At 67.2% G+C, this 23826-nt stretch carries 20 protein-coding genes; 11 read left to right on the forward strand and 9 right to left on the reverse strand.

Features of this window, described 5'->3' with window-relative positions; translation table 11 throughout:
- Positions 1 to 76: 76 nt before the first annotated feature.
- Together G5C50_RS17270 and G5C50_RS17275 are read left to right on the forward strand one after the other, a co-directional pair.
- Complete coding sequence (locus G5C50_RS17270; RefSeq protein WP_165071372.1) at positions 77 to 1492, forward strand: hypothetical protein; 1416 nt, start codon at positions 77 to 79, stop codon at positions 1490 to 1492.
- 400 nt (positions 1493 to 1892) lie between these two features.
- A complete protein-coding gene (locus G5C50_RS17275) occupies positions 1893 to 3767 on the forward strand; it encodes a sulfatase (protein ID WP_240907131.1) in 1875 nt (624 codons plus the stop codon).
- Between the two features lie 199 nt (positions 3768 to 3966).
- Here G5C50_RS17275 and G5C50_RS17280 read toward each other — a convergent pair whose 3' ends face one another.
- The 9 genes from G5C50_RS17280 to G5C50_RS17320 all read right to left on the reverse strand — a co-directional run bounded on the left by G5C50_RS17280 (position 3967) and on the right by G5C50_RS17320 (position 14185).
- The gene (locus tag G5C50_RS17280; protein WP_165071376.1) at positions 3967 to 4236 is read right to left on the reverse strand and encodes a hypothetical protein; all 270 of its coding nucleotides are present in this window, start codon (positions 4234 to 4236) and stop codon (positions 3967 to 3969) included.
- Positions 4237 to 4555: 319 nt separating this feature from the next.
- The gene (locus tag G5C50_RS17285; RefSeq protein ID WP_165071378.1) at positions 4556 to 5068 is read right to left on the reverse strand and encodes a hypothetical protein; all 513 of its coding nucleotides are present in this window, start codon (positions 5066 to 5068) and stop codon (positions 4556 to 4558) included.
- A 196-nt stretch (positions 5069 to 5264) separates the two neighbouring features.
- Positions 5265 to 5555 (reverse strand): hypothetical protein, encoded by a 291-nt coding sequence (locus G5C50_RS17290; RefSeq protein WP_206107749.1) that lies wholly within the window; start codon positions 5553 to 5555, stop codon positions 5265 to 5267.
- Positions 5556 to 5687: 132 nt separating this feature from the next.
- A complete protein-coding gene (locus G5C50_RS17295) occupies positions 5688 to 6704 on the reverse strand; it encodes a hypothetical protein (RefSeq protein ID WP_165071380.1) in 1017 nt (338 codons plus the stop codon).
- Positions 6705 to 6851: 147 nt separating this feature from the next.
- Positions 6852 to 7928, reverse strand: a complete 1077-nt coding sequence (locus tag G5C50_RS17300; protein WP_240907126.1) for a DUF1559 domain-containing protein — start codon at positions 7926 to 7928, stop codon at positions 6852 to 6854.
- A gap of 262 nt (positions 7929 to 8190) precedes the next feature.
- A complete protein-coding gene (locus G5C50_RS17305; RefSeq protein ID WP_165071381.1) occupies positions 8191 to 10926 on the reverse strand; it encodes a bifunctional acetate--CoA ligase family protein/GNAT family N-acetyltransferase in 2736 nt (911 codons plus the stop codon).
- Between the two features lie 79 nt (positions 10927 to 11005).
- On the reverse strand, positions 11006 to 12709 hold the full coding sequence (locus G5C50_RS17310) for an alkaline phosphatase (protein WP_165071383.1): 1704 nt from the start codon (positions 12707 to 12709) through the stop codon (positions 11006 to 11008).
- A gap of 52 nt (positions 12710 to 12761) precedes the next feature.
- Entirely contained in the window at positions 12762 to 13883 is a 1122-nt protein-coding gene (locus tag G5C50_RS17315) for a DUF1559 domain-containing protein (protein ID WP_165071384.1), read from the reverse strand.
- Between the two features lie 77 nt (positions 13884 to 13960).
- Positions 13961 to 14185: a hypothetical protein gene (locus G5C50_RS17320; protein ID WP_165071385.1), complete on the reverse strand. Its 225-nt coding sequence runs from the start codon at positions 14183 to 14185 to the stop codon at positions 13961 to 13963.
- Between the two features lie 506 nt (positions 14186 to 14691).
- On the opposite strand from G5C50_RS17320, the gene G5C50_RS17325 reads away from it, so the two are divergent.
- The 9 genes from G5C50_RS17325 (at position 14692) to G5C50_RS17365 (ending at position 23646) form a co-directional block, all read left to right on the forward strand.
- Complete coding sequence (locus tag G5C50_RS17325; RefSeq protein WP_165071387.1) at positions 14692 to 15159, forward strand: hypothetical protein; 468 nt, start codon at positions 14692 to 14694, stop codon at positions 15157 to 15159.
- 79 nt (positions 15160 to 15238) lie between these two features.
- Positions 15239 to 16240 (forward strand): DUF1559 family PulG-like putative transporter, encoded by a 1002-nt coding sequence (locus tag G5C50_RS17330; protein WP_165071388.1) that lies wholly within the window; start codon positions 15239 to 15241, stop codon positions 16238 to 16240.
- A gap of 123 nt (positions 16241 to 16363) precedes the next feature.
- Positions 16364 to 17422, forward strand: coding sequence for a sulfate ABC transporter substrate-binding protein (locus tag G5C50_RS17335; protein WP_165071390.1), 1059 nt, complete (start codon positions 16364 to 16366; stop codon positions 17420 to 17422).
- Between the two features lie 3 nt (positions 17423 to 17425).
- The gene (gene cysT, locus G5C50_RS17340) at positions 17426 to 18298 is read left to right on the forward strand and encodes a sulfate ABC transporter permease subunit CysT (protein WP_165071391.1); all 873 of its coding nucleotides are present in this window, start codon (positions 17426 to 17428) and stop codon (positions 18296 to 18298) included.
- Positions 18285 to 19196 carry a sulfate ABC transporter permease gene (locus G5C50_RS17345; RefSeq protein WP_240907127.1) on the forward strand — a complete coding sequence of 304 codons (912 nt, stop codon included), beginning with the start codon at positions 18285 to 18287 and terminating at the stop codon, positions 19194 to 19196. The genes cysT and G5C50_RS17345 overlap by 14 nt, the downstream gene beginning before the upstream one ends.
- Before the next feature lie 149 nt (positions 19197 to 19345).
- On the forward strand, positions 19346 to 20458 hold the full coding sequence (locus tag G5C50_RS17350; protein ID WP_165071469.1) for a sulfate/molybdate ABC transporter ATP-binding protein: 1113 nt from the start codon (positions 19346 to 19348) through the stop codon (positions 20456 to 20458).
- Between the two features lie 430 nt (positions 20459 to 20888).
- On the forward strand, positions 20889 to 21266 hold the full coding sequence (locus G5C50_RS17355; protein WP_165071392.1) for a type II toxin-antitoxin system RelE/ParE family toxin: 378 nt from the start codon (positions 20889 to 20891) through the stop codon (positions 21264 to 21266).
- A 2-nt stretch (positions 21267 to 21268) separates the two neighbouring features.
- A complete protein-coding gene (locus G5C50_RS17360) occupies positions 21269 to 21598 on the forward strand; it encodes a helix-turn-helix domain-containing protein (RefSeq protein WP_165071394.1) in 330 nt (109 codons plus the stop codon).
- A gap of 617 nt (positions 21599 to 22215) precedes the next feature.
- Entirely contained in the window at positions 22216 to 23646 is a 1431-nt protein-coding gene (locus tag G5C50_RS17365; protein WP_206107750.1) for a DUF1254 domain-containing protein, read from the forward strand.
- Positions 23647 to 23826 lie beyond the last annotated feature (180 nt).

A 23826-nucleotide genomic window follows, 5' to 3' on the forward strand; every position in this document is an offset into this window, starting at 1 on the left:
GCTAGAATGGGCCCGCGGCGCTCAACTGCGTGCGGCAGGGCCGAGCCGCAGGGATTCGACGCTCAATCTGGATATCATGACGCACGAAGAACACGCCTCCTCTGACCGCCTCATTCCTCGCCGCGACGTCCTCGGCGCCCTGGCCGCGGCGATGTGGGTCGCCCCCCGCGCGGCCGGGCCGCCGGCCCAACCCTGGGAACTGTTCTCGTTCCAGGCCGACGTCACGCCGCCTGTTGGGCATCCCTGCATGGGGGGCGGCATCGCGGCGGTGAAGTCGGTGGCCGACCCGCTGGAGATCGTGGGAATCGTGCTTCGCGGCGGGACGCTGGATAAGCCCGTCGTCGTCGCGGCCGTCGACTGGTGCGAGATCCGCAACGACGCCTACGACCGCTGGCGCGAGGTCATCGCCCGAGCCGCTGGGACCGACCCGCGCTGCGTCCTCCTCTCGGCCGTCCACCAGCACGACGCCCCCATCGCCGACCTCGAAGCAGAGCGAATTCTGGAGCGCCGCGATTGCGTCGGCCGGGTCTGCAACCTGGCCTTCCATGAGCTGGTGGTCGAGCGCGTGGCGCGGGCCGTCGCGAAGGCCGTGAAGGGGCCGCCGCGGAGGATCACCCACGTCGGCGTCGGCCGCGCGAAGGCCGAGCAACTGGGCGCCAGCCGTCGCTATGTGAAGCCCGACGGAACCATCGTCCACGACCGGATGAGCGCCTCGAAGATCCCCCTGGCTCGTGAGGCCGACGAGGGCCCGATCGACCCATTCGTCACGACCGTCGGGTTCTGGGACGACGACGAGCCCGTCGCCGCGCTCAGCCACTACGCCATCCACCCGATGAGCTACTACGGCAAGGGAGAGGTCTCCGCCGACTTCATCGGCATGGCCCGCCGGGCCCGTCGCAAGGCGATGCCGGGCGTGGCCCAGATCTATCTCTCCGGCTGCAGCGGCGACGTCGTCGCGGGCAAGTACAACGACGGCGACCCCGCCCGCCGTCCCGAGCTGGCCGCCCGTCTGGAAGACGCCATGGCCCGCGCCTGGGAGGCCGCCCGCCCCCAGCCCTTCGAACACGCCGGGCTCCGCATCGAGACCCTGAAGTTCTCCCCGCGCGACGACGTCGGATTCACGGAAGCCGATCTGAACGCGCAACTCGCCGATCACGCCCACCCGTTCAAGCAGTGCCTCGCCGCGATGGGCCTGAGCTGGCGGGCGCGACTCGCCGCCGGCCGACCGATCGACCTCCCCGCGCTGGACCTCGGCCCGACGATCCTCGTCCTCTGCCCGGGGGAGACTTACGTCGCCTACCAGCTCCTCGCCCAGAAGCTCCGCCCCGACAAGACGGTGATCGCCGTCGGCTACGGCGACGCCGCCACCGGCTACATCCCCACCGCCGACCGCATCGCCGAGAAGGACTCCAACCTCCGCGACTGGTGCTGGGTCGCCCCCAACGCCGAAGCCGTGCTGACCAGGGGCCTGAAAGCCGTGCTCAAGCCTTGACGTCCGCATCGATAAACCATTTTTAATAATACCCCGCCGACTCCCGGCTTCGAGGCGACCCCCGTCGACTCGCCGCCGCCGGAAACTTCGGGCAAAACTCGCGTTGCGCGCCGGCGGCGAATTGCCCGCGAATACGATTCGCAGCTTCCGGCTGATCGAGGACCGGCGCGGAATCGGTCCCTCTCGCGTACGGGGCTCGCCGAGGGCGGCACTTGGCCTTGCCGAAGCGTGGCGATGCGATTTTACTCGCCCCGTTCCGCCCCGGGCGGAGGGACTTCTCATCCCACCGGTTCGAGCCATGAACGAAATAGGATCGACATCCTCGGTCGAGAAGGCGTGCCGTCAGACCAACCCTGAGGGGGTCGAGCGGCGATCGGCGATCGGATCGGTCCTCTTGAGGATGATGTGGTTCGGCCTTGTCGCCGGCTGGCTCAACCTGGGGTTGGTGCTGGCCCAGGGCGCCCTCCGACCGCACGTCGCCACCGCGAGGGTGCGGACGAACCTCCATTTCTGGTGGATGATCCCCGCGTCCGACGCGCTGGTCTTCGGCGTCGTCGGGCTGGCGCTCGCGCTGGCGACTCGGCCGTGGCCGAGGCTGGCGCGGTGGACGGCCTGGCGGGCGCCGATCGCGATGCTCTTCCTGGCCTTGCTGCTGGAAGTGGAGGGGCTGTACCAGAGCGCGGCGCTCTTCCTGGCGTGCGGGCTGGCGTTGAGGATCGGGCCCCTGATCGACGGCCAAGCGGAGCGGTTCGGCCGGCTCATCCGGCTGAGCTTCCCGGCGCTGGCGCTGGGCACGGCGGCGTCCGCGTGGCTGATCCACGAGCGGGTCGAATCGGCCGAGGAACGAGCCCTCGCCGCCGCCGCCCCCGCGCGGCCGGGAGCGCCGAACGTGCTGCTGCTCGTGCTGGACACCGTCCGCGCCGAGTGCCTGAGCCTCCACGGGCACGACCGCACGACCACGCCGAACATCGACCGCCTGGCGAGCCGAGGCGTCCTCTTCACCCAGGCCCGCACTACGGCCCCGTGGACCGCCCCGGCGCACGCCAGCCTCATGACCGGCCGCTGGCCGCATGAGCTCTCGGTCGCTCCCGGCGAGCCGCTCGATGCGAGCTTCCCGACGCTGGCCGAGGTCCTGGGGCGCGAGGGATACGCCACGGCCGGGTTCATTGGCAACATCTACTGCTGCAACGGCCTCTATGGCATCGGTCGCGGGTTCGCCCGCTACGAGGACGCCTACGAGAATCAGGCCCCCTCGTTCCTGGAAACCCTCTACAGCTCCGGGCTGGGCCGGCGGGTCCTCCAGACGATGGGACATCCAATGGACCCCACCGACGAGGCCGCGCTGCCGCGCAAGACGGCCGAGATGCTCAATCGCGACATGCTCGGCTGGCTCGATCAGCGTCCCGCCGACCGGCCGTTCTTCGCCTTCATCAATTACTACGACGCCCACCGGCCGTACCGATTTTACACCCCTCCGGAGTCGCGCTTCGGCAAGGCGGCTCTGTCGCCCGCCGACCAGGAAGCGCTCGAACGGACTTGCTTTGAGGCGATCGCCGGCCGGCCCGGGGATTCCGGCCTCACGCCCGAGCAGGCCGGGCAGGAGCTCACGCAGTTCTATCACGACGCGTACGACACCTGCATCGCCTACATCGACCAGCAGCTCGGCCTCCTCTTCGACGAGATGGAGCGAAAGGGCCTGCTGGAGAACACGCTGATCGTCGTGACGTCCGACCACGGCGAGGAGATCGGCGAGCGCGGGCGGCTCGTCCACGGCGCGAGCGTCTACAGCACGGAGGCCCACGTCCCCCTCGTGGTCGTCCCGCCGTCCCGTTGGTCAGGGCCGCAGGTCGTGGCCGAACCGGTGAGCCTCCGTGACGTCCCCGCGACGATCGCCCAGTGGACCGGCCTGGGCGCGAGCAGCCCGTTCCCGGGACATCCTCTCACCCAGCTTGCGGCGAACGACCAGGATCGACCGGCGACGAGGTCCCCCGTCCTCTGCGAGTTGGAGCACATCATCGCCTTCCCCCTGGACGAACCGGTCCCTCCCCCCTTCGGCCCGGCCCGCTCCCTCGTGGCGAGAGACCGGATCTACATCCGCCGGCCGGAAGGGTCCGAGGAGCTATACGACCTCCGGTTCGACCCCATGGAGATCGTCGACCTGGCCAAGGACCCAGGCTCCGCCCCGACCATCGAGCAGTTCCGCCAGGAACTGGACCAGCTCCGCCGCGACGAGGCCGTCTTGCCCACGAGCCTGGAGGCCCTGCCCAAGCCCTGAGCCGAGTCCACCATGGCCTTCCCCCCTCGCGAGGAAAGGTGGCCGCGAAACGGCCGGATGAGGAGGGATCGGCGTCGCCCCGGGAGCCGATCGCCGAATGCGCAACCGACGCCGAGCTTTCCGCTCATCGAATCGCGAAGCGGCCGGTGGGGCACCGTGACCAATTGCCGAGGGATAGGGATAATGCTGGAGCGCGGAGTTAGGCGTCCACTTCGGTTGCCAGCATCCAACCGATGAGTCGATCGATCATCTCGAAGTCGAAATCATCTCCTCGGCGGCGGTGTTGCTCTGGATCGTCGTTGACGATGAGCGGACCAACATCGAGGCCGCCATCATGCTCGCGAATCGGTAGTCGATAAACATGGTAGCCAGTCCAACTCCGATAGAAGTCGAGCGAATGAGAACGGAGTATGCCGACCCACTTATCCTCCATCCGTTGAGGGATGAGGCCGCGCCTGAGCAGTTGCACCTCAGCTTCCGTGAAAGAGCGACTGAAAGGGAGTTCTACTCGAGGCAGGGGCATCGGCTTGCTGCGACGATCCCAGGGCTCCATTTTGAGACTCATCGGGAAACGCCTAGCAAGTGATTATGCCAACGAGCGTGCTTACGCCCTCGAACGCTTGCGTCAAGGCATTATATCTTAAGGCGTCCTCGCCACATGGAACAGACCAAAGTCGAATAGGGTGGGCATCGCCCACCGACCGATCTCTTGGCCTGGCAAAAAGATAAGCCGGCGGGCGATGCCCACCCTGCCAGGCTTCGATCCATCTCGAACCGACGACTGAAGACTACATATAATCATAGTAGTCTGCGATATCGGGCTCCTTGGAATCGTCGAAGCCGGCCTCGCGCAATTCCTCGGACGTGACGATCCGATCGCATTCACCGAACATCGCCCGGAACAGCGCATAAAGGATCTCGCGATGCGCTGCCTCGCTTGCCTGGTTTGCCTCGACGATCATCCGACTGGCCTCGTACACGATTGGGCCAACCTCGCCGCTTTCGTCCAGCTTCTTGTGGAGCAGGCCCGCCTCGAGGTACCCGGCCCAAGGATTGGTGACCTGCAGCAGGGAACCGATGGTGTTTTGGAAGAGGCCCCACAGAACTCTTTGTCTTTGATTGAAGGAAAGCCCTTCGCTCGACAGACGAATCCCGAAGTGCCGCTGGACAGCTTCAAGGAGGGAGGTGTAGTAGTTCGTGAAGTCGGAGTGAACGAAGTCCTTCCGCTGAGAATAGAGGCATGCCTCAATCAGCACGCGATAATCGTAGGGGCGATCCAGGCGAGCGACGTGATAGCCCATCGATGCCTCCGGACCGAGCGAGCAAGTCGACAGGGCTGGTTGTTCCAGCCTCGTAGGGTCCGCTGTGCGGACCTTGTTCGCAATAAAGCCCATTCCACCCGGCACGTACACCCAGCGGTAGATCGCGAAACCCGACCTTCCGGATCGGTCCGCACAACGGACCCTACTACGCTTCTACGCTTCGCTTTACGAGGCTTTATTCCATAAACTGACCACACCAAAGGAATTTCGCAAGGTCTTTCCATGTGGGGGTTTCTATAATCGTCCCGTCTTGTCGGGGATCAAAATGAGAGCATCCACCTTCGATGAACAGAGAGATGCAGTTATTGGTCCATCCCTCGGCACCGCCCCACTGGTAGATCTCTGGGTTCGCGGCCTCGATGTCTTCCACGCGGCGACGTTCCTCGGCGAAGGCATAGGCGAAGGTGAGGAACGTGTCGAGATCATGCACCTGGTCGAGGAGTTCAAGGATAGTCTTGTCTGACATTGAATCGATCTCTTCCCTCATCGATTGAATCGAGACCTTGAGAAGTGAGGCGAGCGGTATAACACGGTCGGGGCAAGAGCCGTTAACCCGAGAAGGGTAAGTGTCGTTTATTGAGCGGCTGGCGATCAACGCTCACTTCGCAAACTCCGCATTCGGATGCGTCGTGTAGAAGTGCAGCCCGCGGCGCGAGTCGTTGAAGCGATAGAAGGGGACGGCGCCGTCGGCGGCGGCGGGCAGGACGTGGAAGGCGACGCCTTCCGATTGGAAGAGCCTCGGGCGGACGTGTTCGGCGGGGGCGTCGGTGGTGTAGAGGTGGTCGATCCGGCCGCGGAGCAGTTCGACGGGTTGCCCGGTCGCGGGGACGTAGCAGGCGACGCCTTCCGAGGTGAATGCGCCGGGGGCGTCGATCGTCGGCGAGAGCGTGTAGCGGTGGCCGCCGGTTCGGACGTTGAGCCAGCGATGCAGGGGGACGGTCCCTGGGCGAGGCTCGGCGTAGACGTACCCCAGGATCCCCTGACGGTCGAGCCGCGTCAGGTCGAACTTCAGGACGACGAAATCGGGCGCGTAGTCGATGCCGCAGAGGACGCCGTAGTCCTTGAACTGCGCAGCGCGTTTGATGATCTCGGCGTTGATCTTGGCGTTGACCGACTCCGCCTTGCCGTCGACGACCTGGGTGGCGATGGCGTCGAACTGCTTCCCCAGCAGTCGGGCCAGCAATCCGGCGACGCCTTCCAACTCGGTCCGCTTCACCTCGTCGACGTCCACGCGGAACCTCGGCGAGCCGTCGAGACCGGCCTCGGCGTTGACGCTGGCCTTGATCTCGAACCGAAACTTCCGCCAGCCCTCGACGTGGTCCTTCGAACGCGCGGCATGCTCGGAGATCGGCCCTGCAGCCGGCGGTTTGTACTCGCCCTCGACGGTGAACGCCGCCAGCAGCTTCCGCATCTTGGGGTCGATCCCGACCAGCCGATACGAATGCACCGACCCCTTGTACTTCCCCGCCTGGTCGAACGGGCTAGGAGGCAGCTTCTCCACCACGCCGGCGATGTAGCCCTTCTCTAGCTTGATCTCCGTGGCGGCGTGCAGCGGGACTGCAACCGCCAGGACGATCGCGAAACCGAGGCAGGGCCTGAGAAGGTGACGCCGCATGATCGCCCGATCCCTGGGATTCCGATGGGTCCCGATCCATTGGCGCGAGGTTTTACCATCAACACCCCGCCGGGGCCAGGCGAAACGCCTCGGAGCAACCCTCGACCTTACGCTCTCCAAACACGTCGGGACTGGAGGGAAGCACGATCAGTACCCATCGGAGGCGACGATCTCGCCGCCGGCCTTGCTCCCCAGGGACCACCACGTCATCGGGTTGACGGAGTCCTTGATGAACCGCACACTGCCGTCGGCGAGCAGGGTGTTGACGCCGCCGGTATGGTGGCTTCGCATCGCGAACATCCCATTGGCGCCGGTAAGCGAGCCGCAATCAGGCACCGTGGAATTCGGGGTCGACAACATCGTGTTGAGCGGGCCCGAAACCGTCCGCCCCGAGGCCCAGTACAACCCGGCGGTGTCATTGACGACAATGTCTCCGGCTTTCACCGCGGCGATGCACAGGCGGACGTACTGGGCGAGATAGCCCTGGCCCGGCTCGCCGGGCACCGTTTGCTCGTTCCCGGTCCCCACCGCGAAGCCATCCTGGACGGAGGTCCCAGAAGGCCAGGCGAGCTTGGGATAACGTTCGGCGCCGTTGACCCTGGGGACGTCGAAGTCGCCGGTGAGGATCTCGCTGAACGCGACCGTGTTGCTCGTCCCATCGGTCACGCTGTTCATGCCGTAAGCCCTCAAAACGGCGAACATCCCCACTCCCACGCCGCCGCCGGGATCGCCGTCGTGGCGGAACTGCGGGCCCAGACTGGCGGCGTAGTTGGTGGGCTTGCCCGTCGCGATCGTCACCGGCGAGTCCGACGGACAAAGATAAAGGGTCACCGACGTGTTAATGACCGTCAAGTTGATCCTGAAGAGGTCCGGGGTCGAGCCATAGACCGCCCCGATGCTGAAGTTGAATGCGTTGGAGAGCGCCTGCTGCTCCACATTGGCGAGCAGATAGACGAGCACGCTGGGCCCGTTCAGGACGTTTCGGTCCGGGCCTCCAGGAAGCCCCGCCCCCATCGGGAAGGCGTCGTTTGCGGAATGATAATTGTGCAGGCCCAGGCCGATCTGCTTGAGGTTGTTCACGCACTGGAGTCGTCTGGCGGCCGCGCGCGCCGCCTGGACGGCGGGCAGCAGCAGAGCGATCAGCACGGCGATGATCGCAATCACCACCAGAAGTTCGATGAGCGTGAACGCCCGGCGGCGAGACCTGCGGGAGGGGTAAGGCACTGGCAGCGCTCCACGAAAGAGAGAACGCGCGGATGCGGTCCCGAAAGGACCACCGCCCACGAACGTGGGATCGACCGTATGAAGAGGGAGAGGTCGAGAATAGAGCCGCATCCAAGCAGGCACAACAAGAATCTTTGACGACACTCCAAATCGTTTCGCAATACCCAGGAGCAGGCTGTTCGACGCCGACGAAACGGCGATGGCCTGCGCGACTCTGGTATTGCTCGATCAAACGCCCAGGTCGGATGGCGCCAACCCGCGATCAGAGCACCATCTCCGCTCGGACGACTCCTTCCTCCAGGTCGCGAGTCGTCTTGAAGCCGACCTTCTCGCTGACGCGGAGCATCTCCACATTCTCGGGGAGGATCTCGCCGCGGACGACGGCGACGCGCTCGTCGCGGCCGACTTGCAGGATTCGGCGCAGGAGTTCGCTCCCCAGGCCGCGGCCCTGAAAGTCGTCGCTGACGATCAGGGCGAACTCGGCCTCATCGGTGCCTTGAATCTTGCTGAGGCGGCTGACCCCTCGGATCTTGCGCTCGCCGGTGTCGGGGTCTCGCGACTCGGCCACCAGGGCCATCTCGCGGTCGTAGTCGATGAAGCAGATGCGCGTCAGGCGCTCGTGGGCGATCCGCGTGCTGTACTTCATCGCGTGAAAATATCGCAGCGCGACGCTCCGTTCCGAGAGCGTGGCGTGGAACTTCACCAGGAGCGGCTCATCCTCGGGGCGGATTGGGCGGATCGTCAAACGCTCACCCTTCTTGGAGGTCCACGGGAACGTGTACTGCGAGGGGTACGGCCGGATCGCCGCGCGGGGGAGGTCCGAGGCGTGAACGAGCGGGCTGTGGACGATGATGCGGGCGTCCAGGACGATCAGGCGGTCGGGCGACGCGAACAGCGGGTTGACGTCGATCTCCTTGATCCACGGCTGCTCCACCACAAGGTCGCTGAACCGCACCAGCAACTGCTCCAGGGCCTTCATGTCCACGGACGCCTGGCCGCGGATCCCCTTCAGGGCCGTGTAGATCCGCGTCTGCTCCATCATCCGGCGCGCGAGCGTCGTGTTGAGCGGCGGCAGGCCGAGCGCCCGGTCGCCCAGGACCTCGACGTGTCGGCCGCCGGCTCCGAAGAGGAGGACGGGGCCGAACTCGGGGTCGAGGCTGCTCCCCAGCAGGACCTCCACGCCGGCCTCGGGTTGGATCATCGGCTGGACGCCCACGCCCTGGAAGTGCTCGGGCCCGGCCGAGGCGGTGACGGCGCGCTCGATCGAGTGGAACGCCCCCCGGACGGCGTCGGTGTCGTAGAGGTTCAGGCGGACGCCGCCGACGTCGCTTTTGTGGGTGATCGTCGTCGAGTTCAACTTCACGGCCACCGGCCAGCCGAACTTCGACGCCGCGTCGACCGCCTCGTCGGCCGTCTGCACGACCGTCGTGGGGACGGTCGGCACGTCGTAGAGGGCCAGCACCGTCTTGGATTCGGCCTCGGTCAGGATCGTCCGGCCCTCGGCACGAACGGCGCCCAGCAGGGCCTCCACGCGATCGCGCGGCGAGCCGACGGAAGGGTCGCCCGGCGGCATCGTCGGCGTTTCATAGAGGCCTTGCAGGTTATAACTCGACCGCCACATCAGGGCGAAGACGCGGGCGGCGGCGTCGGGGTGGGGGTACGTTGGAACGCCCGCCTCGGTGAGCGCGGCGGTCCCTTCCTCGACCGATTCGCCCCCCATCCACGAGGCCAGCACCGGCTTGCCCAGCACCTTGGCGTGCCGCTTCAGCCGGCCGGCGACGGCCGTGGGGTCGGTGGCGGTCTGGGGGGTGAGGATCGTCAGCAGACCGTCGACGCCGTCGTCGGCGGCAAGGACTTCCACGGCCTTGCCGAACCGCTCCGGGTCGGCGTCGCCCAGGACGTCCACCGGGTTGCCGTGGCTCCAGCCCTCGGGCAGCGCCGCGTCGAGGATCTTCAGCGAATCAGGGGTGAAATCGGCGAGCGTCCCGCCGTGCTCCACCAACGAGTCGACGGCCAGCACGCCGGGGCCGCCGGCGTTGGTGACGATCGCCAGGCGGGGGCCTCGCGGACGGGGCTGCTTGGAGAGGACGTCGGCCATGTCGAAGACGTCGGCGATCGAGTCGACCCGCAGGACGCCGACGCGGCGGAAGGCGGCCTCCAGCACGGAGTCGCCGCCGACGAGGGCCCCGGTGTGCGTCGCCGCCGCGGCGCGGGCGGCGGCCGAGCGCCCGGCCTTCAGGACGATGATCGGCTTGGTCAGCGCGACCTCGCGCGAGGCCGACAGGAACGCCCGGGCGTCGCCGATCGACTCCATGTAGAGGACGATGCTCTTGGTCTTGGGGTCGTCGCCGAGGTAGTCGATCAGGTCGCCCCAGCCGACGTCGAGCATCGAGCCGACCGAGATGAACGCGCTGAAGCCGACGTTCTCCTTGCGGCTCCAGTCGAGCACGGCCATGTCGAGAGCGCCGCTCTGGCTGATGTAGCCGACGCTCCCCGGCCGCGCCGGACTGTGGGCGAAGGTCGCGTTCATGCCGCTGTGGGGCCGCATCACCCCCATGCAGTTCGGCCCGACGACCCGCATCCGCCCCCTGCGTGCCCGCTCCAGGATCTCATGCTCCAGCCGGACGCCCTCCGGCCCGGCCTCGCGGAAACCGGCGGAGATCACCACGGCCCCGCGCACGCCGGCCTCGACGCATTCCGAGATCACCCCGGGGACCGTCGCCGCGGGGGTCACGACGACCGCCAGGTCGACCGGGTCCGGCACCGAGGCCACGTCCTTGTAAGCCTTGATCCCCAGCACGTTCCGCCGCGTGGGGTTGATCGGGAAGACGGTCGCGCCGAAGGGGTTGCTGATCAGGTTCCAGAGCACCGCCCGCCCCGGGCTCCCCGCCTTCTCCGTCGCCCCGATCACCGCCACCGTCCGAGGCGCGAAGATCGCATCCAACGGCCGATCCCCGGCCGCCTCTCCCGTGATCCTTCCCTTGGACAGCCGATGCATGACGAACCCTCCCGGCGGAGCGTCTCACCACGCCCGCCGGGAGTCTATGCTAAACCGAGGGAGCCGCGAACCCCAGGGATCAGGGCTTCGGCGGGCCAGCGACCAGGGCCTCGGGGTCGTCGAGGACGAGGTAGTGGCCGTGGTCGGCGGTGACGATCAGGACCGACTCGTCCCAGTTCGAGTGGGCTTCGACCCAGGCGATGATGGTCCGGACGGCCTCCTCGCCGCTGAAGACGGCGCCGACGGCGTTGTCGAGGTTGTTGTCGTGCAGAGCCCAGTCGACGTCCCCCGCCTCGACGAAGAGGGCGAAGGGGGTCTTGCGGGCGGCCAGGACGGCGAGGGCGGCTTCGGTCATCCCGGACAGCGTCGGGTTCATGCGGAGGTCCTCGGCGGAATAGGACTCGGCCTTTCCGGAGGCTCCGGCGACGGGGCGGAAATCGCCGTCGGCCGTCCGAAAGGGGAGGTGCCCCTGCGTGGACGACCCGAACAGGCCGAAGAGACGTTTCCCCTCGCCCGCCGCGCGATCGGCGGCCGAGCGGAGGGCCGACGGCCCCTCGACGCCGGGCGTCGACCGGACGACCACGTACGGACCGCCGCGGCGAGCGTCGATCGCGGCCAGGTCGTCGTCCGACAGGTAGCCCCCCTTCGCGGCGTTGAGCCCGTGGTGGGAGACGTCGCGGTGGTTGATCGCGTGGCCTTCGCCACAGCCAATCACCACATCAAGCCCCGGCAGGCGAGGCCCCTTGCCGGTCTCCTGGACGATCGAGGGGAGCCCGAGCATCTCGCGGCCGAGATCCTGGCAGTCGCCCCGGCTGACGTTGTGGGCGTAGGTCGCGGCAGGTGAAGCGTCGTCGAAGACCACGCTGCTCGCGATCCCGACGGCCCAGCCCTTCGCCTGCAACTCGTTGAAAAGCGTCGGCGCGAACCGGCCGTCCTCGGCGACGTTGATCGACGTGTTGTAGGACTTCACCCCGGTGGAGAACTCGCCCGCGCTGGGGGCGCTGTCGGTGTAGGCGTGGAGGACGCGGCCGACCTTCGCCACGCCATCGCGGTCGGTTTCGCTGGCCGATTGGCCCTTCAGGTAACCCCGCGCCTGAGCGAAAAGGGGGCCGGGCGTCCACGGGGTCGGCCCGGCGATCATCGGGTCATAACCGCCGCCGAGCGTCCCTGGAGCCAGGGCCACCGTTTGACGGTCGACGTCGACGACCGTCTTGTCGTGCGTTGGAGCCGTCACGACGAAGCCGAACCGAGCGGTGCCGGCAGCGTCGTAGTCCTGGAAGACCAGGCCGGTCCCCTTGCCCTCGGAGTAGCCGACGCGGCCGGCCTTGACGATCGCCGCGGCGCGCGTCGTATCCCAGTCGAGGCCGTCGAACCAGACCGTGAAGATGTATTTGGCTCCGCGAGCGGCGGCGTTCTTCTGCACCCGGTAGAGGTCGCTCTGGTCGGCGTAGACGGCGTCGGGATTCACGGTGTTCGGGGGCAGGACGCCGAAGAGAGAGCGGACCCCTTCCTCGGTTCGGTAGCGGCTGTTCTCGCCCGTGACCGCGCCGAGGTCAGCCTTGCTCCCGAACGTGTAGACGGGGATCAGCCGGTTCGTGTGGCTGCCGTGGTTAGTGAAGACGTCGTTGGGCGCCTGCGAGCCGAAGTGGTAGGGCCGCGGGAGCCTCTGATCCCTGGTCGCGACGGCCCGTTCCTGGAGTTCGCGGAGGCGGTCGTCGCCGCGGGCGAGGGCCGCCGAGGCGATCAGAACGAGCGGCAAAACCCGATATAAAGCGGCGGACATAAATCTCTCCTGTCCAGCCGAGGCCGGGAGAGGCCGGCCCCGGCGCGACGGGTCAGTACGAATCGGCGCTGATGATCTCGCCCTTGGAGCGAGAGCCCAGGGCCCACCATGTGGGACGGGAGATCGAATCCTTGATGAATCGGACCGAGCCGTCGACGAGCAGGGTGTTCACGCCGCCGGAGTGCATGCTGCTGGCGGGCAGCGAAATCGCGCCGTTGTCGCTCTGGCTGGGGTTCCCCTGGGGTCGGCAGAGGCCCATCTTGTCGTTGGGCGACTGGCCCATGTTGAAGAGGCAGCCCTCGGAGACCGACGCCCAGCGATAACCGCGGTGGCTGGTGATCTTGACCGAGGCCGGGTTCGACCACTCGGCCCGGCAGGCGTCGACGCCGGCCTGGAAGTTGGCCATGTCGGTCGCGGGGCCGGCGAAGTCGTCGACGTACTGGCTGGCGACGACGGTCCCCGTGACGACGCCGTTGCCGCGATACTTGCTGCCGGGCGACGACGTCCCGACGCCGCGGTTGGTCTCATTCCCCTTGTTGTCGCCGACGAGGGCCTCGGAGAAGAGGACCGTGTTGGAAGTGCCGTCCATCGCGTCGCGGATGCCGTAGCTGATCCAGACGGCGAACATGCCGGTGCTGCCGTTGCCGTCGGCGTTCTGCAGGTTGCCGTTGCCGTTGCTCGGGCCCGTCGGCCATTCGCTGGTGGTCCCGGAGCAGACGTGGTAGCTGTTGATGTTCTGCGTGCCCACGTAGGGGTCGCTCGGGCACATGAACGCGCGGACGACCGAAGCCACGACCGTGGAGTTCATCGGCTGGGAGACGGCGTCGTGGATCTCCTCGGCGAAGTTGAAGTTGATGGCGTTGTACAGCGCCTGCTGCTCGACGAAGGGGAGGGCGGTGGCCAGGGCGCTCCAGCCTCGCCAGTCGGCGTAGCCGGGGCAGGCCGTCGGCGGGTCGGAATTGCAGTTCTTCGACGCCCCCATGGGGAACGTCTCGTTCGAGGAGTGGTAGTTGTGCATCGCCAACCCGATCTGCTTCAGGTTGTTGGTGCACTGGATCCGGCGGGCGGCCTCGCGCGCCGCCTGCACGGCGGGGAGCAGCAAGGCGATCAACACGGCGATGATCGCGATAACGACGAGCAGTTCGATCAGCGTAAATCCGGGTCTGCGCTTCATGGAGTTCTCAGGGCTGGTGGATCGATTCCAAGGGCCATACGGCGGGCCGACGCGGCCCGTCCCGCGCCGCGCCAAGGTCAGCGTCGGCGGCCCCTGGACGTCTTCGCCTTCGACTTCAGGAGGGCTTCGGTCGTTTCCTCAGGGGCGAGCGGCTCCGGGTCCTTGACCATCGGCGTCCCTCCCCCGGCGTCCGCGCCGCAGCCCGAAACGAGGCCGGCGAGGCCCACGACGATCGCCGCGGACCACACCCGCAAGGCGGTCCGCCGGGTCGAGATCGAACTTTCACTTCCCGTCGAGTTCATGGACAGCGCTCGCTTAAGGAACGATCCGGAAGCGGACGGCCGCCGTCGGCCGTCCCCGAGGGGCGGCAGTCTCCGCCTGTTTGACCGAGTATCCGACTCGACGTGCGTAATCAGCGAAGGCCGAAAGAAACGTTAATGAACGACTTGTCATTCCTCTCTCGATTCCATCACGGCGTCGATCTTCGACCTCCCCGCCATATCCGACCCCGCGACCCGAGTCCGGCCCAAAGAAGCATTCCAGACAATCCCCATAGGATTCGTCTTGCATCGCCGACGAAGAGCCGATAGATTCCCTTGTCGAGTCGATCGATCGACTTGGTCTTCAAACCGGTTTCAGCCTGGAAACCGATCACGGCGAGGCGACGGGCGAGCTGTTCTCGATATTCCCTACCGAATAAGTCAACACGACTCCGACCGCCGACCGAAACTGGTTGCGGCACGTCGGAGGAGCAGGGGGCGTCGGCGGGGGGTCGTGAGGGCCGGGCTCGCGGGGCAAGGAGGGGGCGATGGGGTTCCGAACGGGGAACGGCTGGGCGGGTTTTCGCGGGTCGGCGGTGCTGGCGGCGGTGCTGCTGGGATCGACCGGGTGTAGCGACGACGCGACCGGGTTGAAGGTCCCCGCGTTCCCGGTGAGGGGAAAGGTGACTTTCGAGGGCCAGCCGGCGGCGGGGGCGTTCGTGGTCTTCCACCCCAAGACGGCGGTCAAGCCCGGCGAAGAAGTCCTGAAGCCCCGGGCGACGGTCAAGCCCGACGGCGAGTTCACACTCTCGACGGCTTCCGACGGCGACGGAGCGCCGGCCGGCGAGTACGACGTGACCGTCCAGTGGACGAAGCCCGTCAAGCAGGGAGCGGACCTCGTGGCCGGCCCGAACGTCATCCCCAAGGCCTACGCCGAACCCGCCACCACGCCGCTCCACGTCACGGTCCGCGACTCGGACAACGCGCTGGAGCCGTTCGCGATCACGAAGAAATAGGGTCGAGACGACGCCATCGTCTCCCATCACGTCTTGATTCCATACACATCGCCCAAGGATCGAAACGAGGGTAATTAGGATGAACGAGTCCCGCCGCTCCCATAAGGGATTCACGCTGATCGAATTGCTCGTGGTCATCGCCATCATCGCCGTGTTGATCTCGCTGCTGCTCCCCGCCGTGCAGGCGGCTCGCGAGGCCGCCCGCAGGGCCCAGTGCGTCAACAACCTGAAGCAGGTGGGGATCGCCTTCCACAACTTCCACGACGTCAACGGCAACGTGCCTTACAGCCTGCGTCCCTCGGGCCTGACGACCGCGCCGCGAGTCGCGGCGATCCTGACGATGCTCAACTTCATGGAGCAGACGCAGATCTACAACGCGGTCAACATCGGGATCACCTGGGGCGATCCGACGAACTGGACGGCCGTGAAGACGCGGGTCGCCACCCTGATCTGCCCTTCCTCCCCGGCCGACCCGAGCCGGCTCGACGGCATCCCGGAAGTCCAGCCCTACTCGCCGAGTTGGACGGCGACGATCGCCGCGATCACCGACTACTCGCCGATCGTCGGCCTGGACTCGCGGCTGAGCGCCTACGGGCTGTTCCCGGCGACCTCGACGCCGCCGGAGTCGCTGATCGTCAAGAACAAGGCGACCAAGCTGGCGGACGCCACCGACGGGCTGTCGAACACGGTCGTCTTCGTGGAGTCGGCGGGACGGCCGTTCGTGTACCGCCGCGGCGGCAAGGTCATCAGCAGCGTGCCTGACCACCGGGTCAACGCGGGGGGCTGGGCCCGGCCGGCCAGCGACGTGATGCTCAACGGCTCCACGGCCGACGGCTCGATCTTTCCGGGCAATACCGTGATCAACGCGGCCAACGGCGATGACGTCTACGGCCAGCCGTTCCCCCACCCGTACTACGTCACCGAGGGGACCGGCGCTCTGTTCGGGTTCCACAGCGGCGGGATCAACGTCCTGCTGGGGGACGGCTCGGTCCGGTTCGTGAAGGAGTCGGTCGCCCTGCCGACGTTCGCCGCCCTGGTGACGCGGGCCGGCGGCGAAGTGATCTCGGCCGACCAGTATTGACGTTGACCTGTCGCCCGAACCGGGCGACCATCCCCGTGGACCCCTCCCGGCCGGTCCCGCCCGTCACTCGACGCGCGGGCCGGCCGAAGGCCGTTTCCGCTTCCGCATGTTCCCGAGGTTGAGATGGAGCTTCCCCCTTCCCGACGCCTTCGATTCGGCCTGGCGGCCGCAGCGATGCTCGCGTCGGTCGCCGCCGGCTGCGACGGCCCCTCCGCAGCGCCGGCGGATTCGCTGAAGATCGGCGGCTACTCGGTCGTCCGCGAAGTCCTCCACGAAGGGATCATCCCCGCGTTCGCCCGCAAGTGGAAGGAGAAGACCGGCCGCGAGCCCGAGTTCGCCGAGTCCTACAGCGCCTCGGGCGCCCAGGCCCGGTCGATCGCCTCGGGCTTTGACGCCGACGTCGCCGCACTCTCGCACTCCGGCGACATGGAGATCCTGGTCAAGGCGGGCAAGGTGGCCAAGGATTGGCGGGAAGGCCCGTACAAGGGGATCATGACCAACAGCCTGGTCGTCATCGGCCATCGCGAGGGGAACCCCAAGGGGATCCACGACTGGGCCGACCTCGGCAAGCCCGGCGTGGGAGTGCTTTATCCCGACCCCAAGACCTCCGGCGGCGCCCGCTGGAACGTCAACGCGATCTTCGGGTCGGGGTATCTGGAAGCCGCGGCGAAGGACGCCGGCAAGCCGGACCTCAGCGCCGTGAAGGACCTCATGGCGAAGATCCAGGCGAACGTCGTGAACATGGACCCCTCGGGCCGGCAGAGCATGGCGAACTTCGCCAAGTTCCGGACCGGCGACGCGGTCGTGACCTATGAGAACGAGCTGCTGCTGCGGGCCAAGGAGGGGGACGCGATCCCCTACATCATCCCCCCCGCGACGCTCCTGATCGAGAGCCCCGTGGCGCTCGTCGGGCCGTCGGTGAAGAAGCACGGGAACGCGGAGATCGCCCAGGCCTTCCTGGAGTTCCTGACCTCGGCCGAGGGCCAGCGGATCTTCGCCGAGTACGGCTTCCGCCCCGTGAATCCCGAGGCGAAGGACGCCGTCCCCGGCCGGCTCGAACCTGCGAAGGTCTTCACCACCGCCGACCTCGGCGGCTGGAAGAAGCTCTCGGACGAACTCTACTCGACGAACGGCCTGTGGACGACGATCGCCGCCGAGGTCGTGCAGAACCGGAGGAACTGAGGCATGGCCGCCGCCGCGACGGTCGCCGCCGCGACCACGACCAAGACCCCGCACCACGCTCACCCACGCCGCGAGCGAGCCCCCCTCGTCCTGCGCGGGGCGAGCCTCCTCTACCTGGGGGTAATGGTCGTCCTGCCGATGCTGGCGATGACCGTCCAGGCCTTCCAGCCTGGCCCCAGGGCCTTCTGGTCGGCCGTGACCGAGCCCTACGCCTGGCACGCGCTCAAGCTCACGTTCGCCACGGCGTTCATCATGGTGATCGTCGGGGCGATCACCGGCACGGCCACCGCCTGGGTGATCGTCCGGTATGAGTTCCCCGGCCGAGGGTTGGTCAACGCCCTGATCGACCTCCCCTTTGCGGTCCCCACGGTCGTCACGGGGGTCATGCTGGTGGCCCTTTACGGCCCGGACAGCGTCGTCGGCGCGATCATGGCGAAGGGGGGCTGGCGGGTCGTCTACAACCAGCCGGGGATCATCCTGGCCTTGCTCTTCGTGACCTACCCCTTCGTGATCCGGAGCGTCCAGCCGGTGCTGCTGGCCCTCGACCGGACCGAGGAAGAGGCCGCCGCGACGCTCGGCGCCGGGCCGATGACCACCTTCCTCCGCATCACGCTGCCGACCTTGTGGCCGTCGATCCTGACCGGATCGGCCCTCTCGTTCAGCCGGGCGTTGGGGGAGTACGGCAGCGTCGTGATGATCGCCGGCAATCAGCCGATGCTGACCAAGACGGCCCCGATCTACGTCTTCGGCGAGATCGAGAGCGGCAACCGCCACGGGGCCCTGGCCGTCTCGGCCGTCCTGCTGGCGACGTCGCTGCTGATCCTCGTGGTCCTCAACGCGCTCCAGCGCGGGAGGGAGATCCATGACGCGGCCTGACCTGCGGGAGGACGCCCCCGCCGACCTCGAATGGACCTCCATGCCCCGCGCGGCCGAGCTCCCCCTGAAGGGGAGGGACGAGCCCTCGTCGTGGGGCAGGCGGCTGCTCATCGCGGCGGTGCTCCTCTGGTTCGCGGCCCTGATCCTGATCCCCGGCGCGGCGCTGGTGCGGCAGGCCTTCTCCAAGGGCTGGGGGCCGCTGGCGACGGCGCTGACCGACCCCGCGGTCCGGCGGTCGTTCGGGATGTCGCTGGGGATCACGCTGGTCGCCACGGTGATCAACACGGTCTTCGGGATCGCGATGGCCCTGGTGCTGGTCCGGCAGCGGTTCTTCGGCCGGACGCTGATCGACGGCATCGTGGACATGCCGTTCGCCGTCTCGCCGATCGTCGCGGGGCTGATGCTGATCGTCCTGTACGGGCCGGAGTCTCCGGTGGGGGGCTGGCTGGAGTCGAAGGGGATCCAGGTCGTCTACGCGATGCCCGGGATGGTCCTGGCGACCATGTTCGTGACGGTCCCGTTCGTGGTCCGCGAGTTGGTCCCGGTCCTCCGCGAGATGGGCGAGGAGTATGAGCAGGCCGCCCACACGCTGGGGGCCAGCCGCTGGCGGACCTTCTGGAGCGTCACACTCCCCTCGATCCGGTGGGGCGTGGCCTACGGCGTGACCCTGACGGTCGCCCGCTGCCTGGGCGAGTTCGGCGCGGTGCTGGTGGTCTCCGGCAACGTGATCGGCCGGACGCAAACGGCGACGCTCCTCATCAACGAGGGGATCGACAGCTACCATCCCGAGGGCGCCTACGCGGCCAGCCTGGTTCTGGCCGCGGTCTCCTTCGTCCTGCTGGTGGGGATGGATCTCCTCCGGGTACGGCTGGAACGGGTGAAGGAGGTGGAACCGTGAGCGCCGGTTTTCACTCAGATGTGAAGTCGGAACGGACGTCGTCGGCTCCGTCGAGGTTGTCGCCGAAGGCGGGGGTTCCGTACCATCGAGGGACGTGGCTGTCGCCTCGGATCGGGGTCGCGGGGAAGTCGGGAAGCGAGGGGCGAGACGTGGCGATCGAGGTTCGAGGGCTCTCCAAGAAGTACGGCTCGTTCCAGGCGGTGGACGACGTCTCGTTCGAGGTCCAGGCAGGTCAGTTGGTGGCCATGCTGGGCCCTTCGGGATCGGGCAAGAGCACCATCCTGCGGACGATCGCCGGCCTGGAGACGGCCGACACCGGCAGCGTGATGCTCACCGGCGAGGACGCCACCGACCTCCCCGTCCAGCAGCGTGGGGTGGGCTTCGTCTTCCAGCACTACGCCCTCTTCCGCCACATGACGATCCGCGACAACATCGGCTTCGGCCTGAAGATCCAGGGCGTCCCCCGCGCCGAGGTCCGCCGCCGGGTCGACGAGCTGCTGAACCTGATCCAGCTCGGCGGTTATGCGAACCGGTATCCCTCGCAGCTCTCCGGCGGCCAGCGCCAGCGGATCGCCCTGGCCCGGGCGCTCGCGCCCCGGCCCAAGGTCCTGCTGCTGGACGAGCCCTTCGGCGCCCTCGACGCCAAGGTCCGCGACGAGCTGCGCACCTGGCTGCGGCGGCTGCACGACGAGGTCCACGTCACCAGCCTGTTCGTCACCCACGACCAGCGCGAGGCGTTCGAGGTCTCCGACCAGATCGTCGTCCTGGCCGACGGCCGAATCCAGCAGATCGGCCCGCCGCAGGAGCTTTACGAGCGTCCCGCCAACCCGTTCGTCGCCGGCTTCCTGGGGGCGATCAACGTCCTGCCGCTGCGTTCCCTGAAGGCTGGGACCATCGGCCGGAGCCCGGAGACCTGGGTCGAGATCCCCCCCGCCAACAACGAACACGCCGAGGCCTACGTCCGCCCCCACGACCTGGACGTCCACGCCCAGCGCGACGGCAAGCCCTACTGGCCGGCGGTCATCGAACGGATCACCCCCCTGGGGGGCGTCGTCCGGCTCGACCTGCGGATCGCCCCCGACCATCCGCTGCACATCGAACTCCCCAGCAACCGATCCGCCGGCGTGGGCTTCTCGACGGGCGACGAGGTCTACGTCACCCCCCGCCACCTGAACATCTACGACCGCGCCACCGGCTCCTTCCAACCCGTCGACGTCCACCGGGCTATCGGCCTCTCCCTGGAAAACGGCGCCGGCATCTGAGTCAACGGCTTCGATTGGGTTCGTCCGCACGAACCCACCAAGACGCAAAGCATTACGCCCGAACCTCTTGACGCCGAACCCGGCGTGGCTTCGTTCGTCCGGATTGTCAAAGAGCGCCCGACGCATTTCCACACTCGTCGGGCCGTGCACCGGCCCGGAGGAGACCGCCGTCGGGGGCGGTCTCTCTATCGATATCATGGCCTCGGATGGTCATTTCTGGATGCGGCTCCCGTCGAATTTCGAAAGCCGCCGCGGATTGGCGACAGCAGTTTCGAGCAACAATCCAGGCAGCCTCTCCCGCCTCAGGAGGATGGCTGCAAGGCGACGCTTGAGGGTCTTCGGAGATTAGAGAGCTTACGCTTGTATTTCGCAATTTTGCGAAATACCATAATCTCGTCCCGCAGACTTGGGAGGATCGAGGAGAGATGGGATGCCCAGGACCGAAGTTGTCTTTTTTCGTGAGGATGACGAGAGCGTCCCACTCCTCGACTGGCTGACTCTTCTACCGCCCAAGGCCCTGGTGAAATGCCTGGCAAAGCTCGCTCGGCTCGAGGAATTGGGCTACGAGTTGAGGCGACCCGAGGCGGATCTGCTGCGAGACGGAATATACGAGCTTCGCGTCCGACTGGGGACGGTGAACTATCGGATGCTCTACTTCTTCCACGGCCGGGCTGCGGCGGTCGTGTCACACGGCCTGACGAAGGAGAAGATCGTTCCGCCGGCCGAGATCGATCATGCGATCGAGCGGAAAACGAAGTTCGAGGCTGATCCGGAGAAGCATCGATTCCAACCAGAGCCGAGAGGTTAGAGATGGGTCGAAAAAGTCGTTTCGCATCCTCAGCGCTCGAGCACGCGTACGCGAAGTTCATCGGCGACGACCCGGAACGGGCCGCGGCCTTGGAAGAGGAGATCGCGAACGCCGAGATCGGGCGGCAGATCTACGACCTCCGGACGGCTGCGGGCCTGACCCAAGGCGAACTTGCGAAGCTCGTCGGCACCACGGCGTCGGTCATCAGCCGACTCGAGGACGCCGATTACGAAGGACATTCGCTGGGCATGCTTCGCCGCGTCGCGAAGGCCCTCCATCAGCGGATCGAGATCCGGTTCCTCCCGATCCAGGACGCAACACAGCCTGTGTGAATCGGCTTGCCTCCGAACGGATGAAGGCCGAATGCCGAGGCCGAGAAGCTGGGGAGAGCCTCTGCGACTCGGCTCACGCCCGCTCCACCATGGGGGAGGGGATCGGAATCCTCATTCTCAGTTTACGGCAGGGCGGGTCGAGAGCCCGTTTGCGCGAACCGTCGTATTCTCAGATTCTGGGGCTCGACCCAGCCCGCCACAGAAGCAACGGCTTCGATTGGGTTCGTCCGCACGAACCCACCCAGACGCAAAGCATTACGTCCGAACCTCTTGACGCCGAACCCGGCGTGGCTTCGTTCGTCCGGATTGTCAAAGAGCGCCCGACGCATTTCCACACTCGTCGGGCCGTGCACCGGCCTGGAGGAGACCGCCGTCGGGGGCGGTCTCTCTATCGATATCATGGCCTCGGATGGTCATTTCTGGATGCGGCTCCCGTCGGATTTCGAAAGCCGCCTCGGATTGGCGACAGCCGCGTCCGGGAACCCAGGTCGAGAGCAGCCTCCTTCGCGTCGAGTCGCGGGCGTCGAGTGTCTGGCTGACGGATTGAGAGATCTATAGAATCCGGGGGTCGGACCAAGACGTGATCCGCAACATGATTCGAAGCGAGGGAGGCGTCTGTGCGAAGTTGCACGCGAACGACAGCCATCGAGGTCGCCTGTCGGCCTCTCCTGATCCTGGCGACGGCCCTGTCCATTTCCCCGTCCGGGGCGGTCGCCGACGAGCCGGTCGGCGAGGAGGAAGCCCGGGAGATCGCCCGGGAGGCCTACGTCTACTTCTATCCCCTCGTGACCATGGACGTCACACGGCGGCAGGGGACTGACGTCGAAGCGGGCCCGTCGCCGGGCCGGGGTCCGATGAACTCCTTCTCGCACCTGCGTTCCTTCCCGGACGCGAACTACAGGGAGGTCGTACGGCCCAACTTCGATACCCTCTACTCGTCCGCGTGGCTCGACCTGACCGCGGGACCGGTGGTCGTCTCGACGCCGGACACGGGAGGACGCTACTACCTGCTCCCCATGCTCGACATGTGGTCCGACGTCTTCGCCGTCCCGGGGAAGCGGACCACCGGCACTGGCGCCGGGCGGCTCGCCGTCGTCCCGCCGGGCTGGCGGGGCGAGGTGCCGGAGGGGACGGAGCGGATCGACGCCCCGACTCCCTACGTCTGGATCATCGGCCGAACCCAGACCAACGGCCCCCAGGACTACGAGGCCGTCCACAAGATCCAGGACGGTTTCACCATCACCCCCGCCGCCTCGCAAGGTCCGACGCGCCGGCCGATCACGGCCGAGGCGATCCCCGCGCTGGCCCCGAAGAAGCCCCCCTTGCAACAGGTGAACGGGATGCCGGGCTCGGCCTACTTCCGTTACGCGGCCGAGTTGATGAAGCTGCACCCGCCCCACGTCACCGATCAGCCCATCGTGGCGCGGATGCGGCGGCTCGGCCTCAAGGCCGGCGAGAGCTTCGACCCCGAACGGCTTGCCCCCGCCGTCCGGAAGGCTTTGGACGAGGCCCCAGCGGCCGGTCTCGCCCACATGAATGCCAAGCTTCCGACCCTGGCCCGCGTCGTTGACGGCTGGCAGATGAACACCGACACGATGGGCGTCTACGGGACTTACTACCTGAAGCGGGCCATCCTCGCGATGGTCGGCCTCGGGGCCAACCTCCCGGAGGACGCCATCTATCCCCTCTGCATCGTGGACGCCGGCGGGCGGCCGCTCGACGGCGCGAACAGGTACGTCCTCCACTTCCCGAAGGACGCCTTGCCGCCGGTCGACGCCTTCTGGTCGCTCACCATGTACGACGCCGAGGGCTTCCAGGCCGCCAACAGTCTGAACCGGTTCGCCATCGGCGACCGCGACAAGCTGACCTACAACGCCGACGGCTCGCTCGACCTGTTCATCCAGCACGAGAACCCCGGGACCGACAAAACGGCGAACTGGCTGCCGGCCCCGACGGGTCCCCTGGGCCTGACCATGCGACTCTACGGCCCCAAACCCCAGGCGCTGGACGGCCGCTGGCACCCGCCGGCCGTGAAACGAGTCGATTGATCGCCCCTCGCCGCCTGAGCCTCGAACTGCCGCTTCGAGCGCCGATCGATCAGGCGACCCTGATTCGTAGGGGTGCCCCTCGTGGGCGCCCTGATCGCCGGGGACATCCAACGGCAGTCGGGTGTCCGATGGCGATTGGGCGCCCACAAGGGGCGCCCCTACGACGATCGGACCGACGGC

This window comes from Paludisphaera rhizosphaerae (genome assembly GCF_011065895.1).
In the GTDB taxonomy this organism is placed as follows: Bacteria; Planctomycetota; Planctomycetia; order Isosphaerales; family Isosphaeraceae; genus Paludisphaera; species Paludisphaera rhizosphaerae.

What these genes read in the sequence shown, in the direction of transcription:
- G5C50_RS17315 (WP_165071384.1), bottom strand. Translation starts at nt 13,883, where the DNA reads ATGAAGCGCAGACCCGGATTTACGCTGATCGAACTGCTCGTCGTTATC.
- G5C50_RS17355 (WP_165071392.1), top strand. Translation starts at nt 20,889, where the DNA reads ATGCCCAGGACCGAAGTTGTCTTTTTTCGTGAGGATGACGAGAGCGTC.
- G5C50_RS17310 (WP_165071383.1), bottom strand. Translation starts at nt 12,709, where the DNA reads ATGTCCGCCGCTTTATATCGGGTTTTGCCGCTCGTTCTGATCGCCTCG.
- cysT (WP_165071391.1), top strand. Translation starts at nt 17,426, where the DNA reads ATGGCCGCCGCCGCGACGGTCGCCGCCGCGACCACGACCAAGACCCCG.
- G5C50_RS17330 (WP_165071388.1), top strand. Translation starts at nt 15,239, where the DNA reads ATGAACGAGTCCCGCCGCTCCCATAAGGGATTCACGCTGATCGAATTG.
- G5C50_RS17290 (WP_206107749.1), bottom strand. Translation starts at nt 5,555, where the DNA reads ATGTCAGACAAGACTATCCTTGAACTCCTCGACCAGGTGCATGATCTC.
- G5C50_RS17295 (WP_165071380.1), bottom strand. Translation starts at nt 6,704, where the DNA reads ATGCGGCGTCACCTTCTCAGGCCCTGCCTCGGTTTCGCGATCGTCCTG.
- G5C50_RS17325 (WP_165071387.1), top strand. Translation starts at nt 14,692, where the DNA reads ATGGGGTTCCGAACGGGGAACGGCTGGGCGGGTTTTCGCGGGTCGGCG.
- G5C50_RS17305 (WP_165071381.1), bottom strand. Translation starts at nt 10,926, where the DNA reads ATGCATCGGCTGTCCAAGGGAAGGATCACGGGAGAGGCGGCCGGGGAT.
- G5C50_RS17285 (WP_165071378.1), bottom strand. Translation starts at nt 5,068, where the DNA reads ATGGGCTATCACGTCGCTCGCCTGGATCGCCCCTACGATTATCGCGTG.
- G5C50_RS17320 (WP_165071385.1), bottom strand. Translation starts at nt 14,185, where the DNA reads ATGAACTCGACGGGAAGTGAAAGTTCGATCTCGACCCGGCGGACCGCC.
- G5C50_RS17275 (WP_240907131.1), top strand. Translation starts at nt 1,893, where the DNA reads ATGATGTGGTTCGGCCTTGTCGCCGGCTGGCTCAACCTGGGGTTGGTG.
- G5C50_RS17335 (WP_165071390.1), top strand. Translation starts at nt 16,364, where the DNA reads ATGGAGCTTCCCCCTTCCCGACGCCTTCGATTCGGCCTGGCGGCCGCA.
- G5C50_RS17345 (WP_240907127.1), top strand. Translation starts at nt 18,285, where the DNA reads ATGACGCGGCCTGACCTGCGGGAGGACGCCCCCGCCGACCTCGAATGG.
- G5C50_RS17270 (WP_165071372.1), top strand. Translation starts at nt 77, where the DNA reads ATGACGCACGAAGAACACGCCTCCTCTGACCGCCTCATTCCTCGCCGC.
- G5C50_RS17360 (WP_165071394.1), top strand. Translation starts at nt 21,269, where the DNA reads ATGGGTCGAAAAAGTCGTTTCGCATCCTCAGCGCTCGAGCACGCGTAC.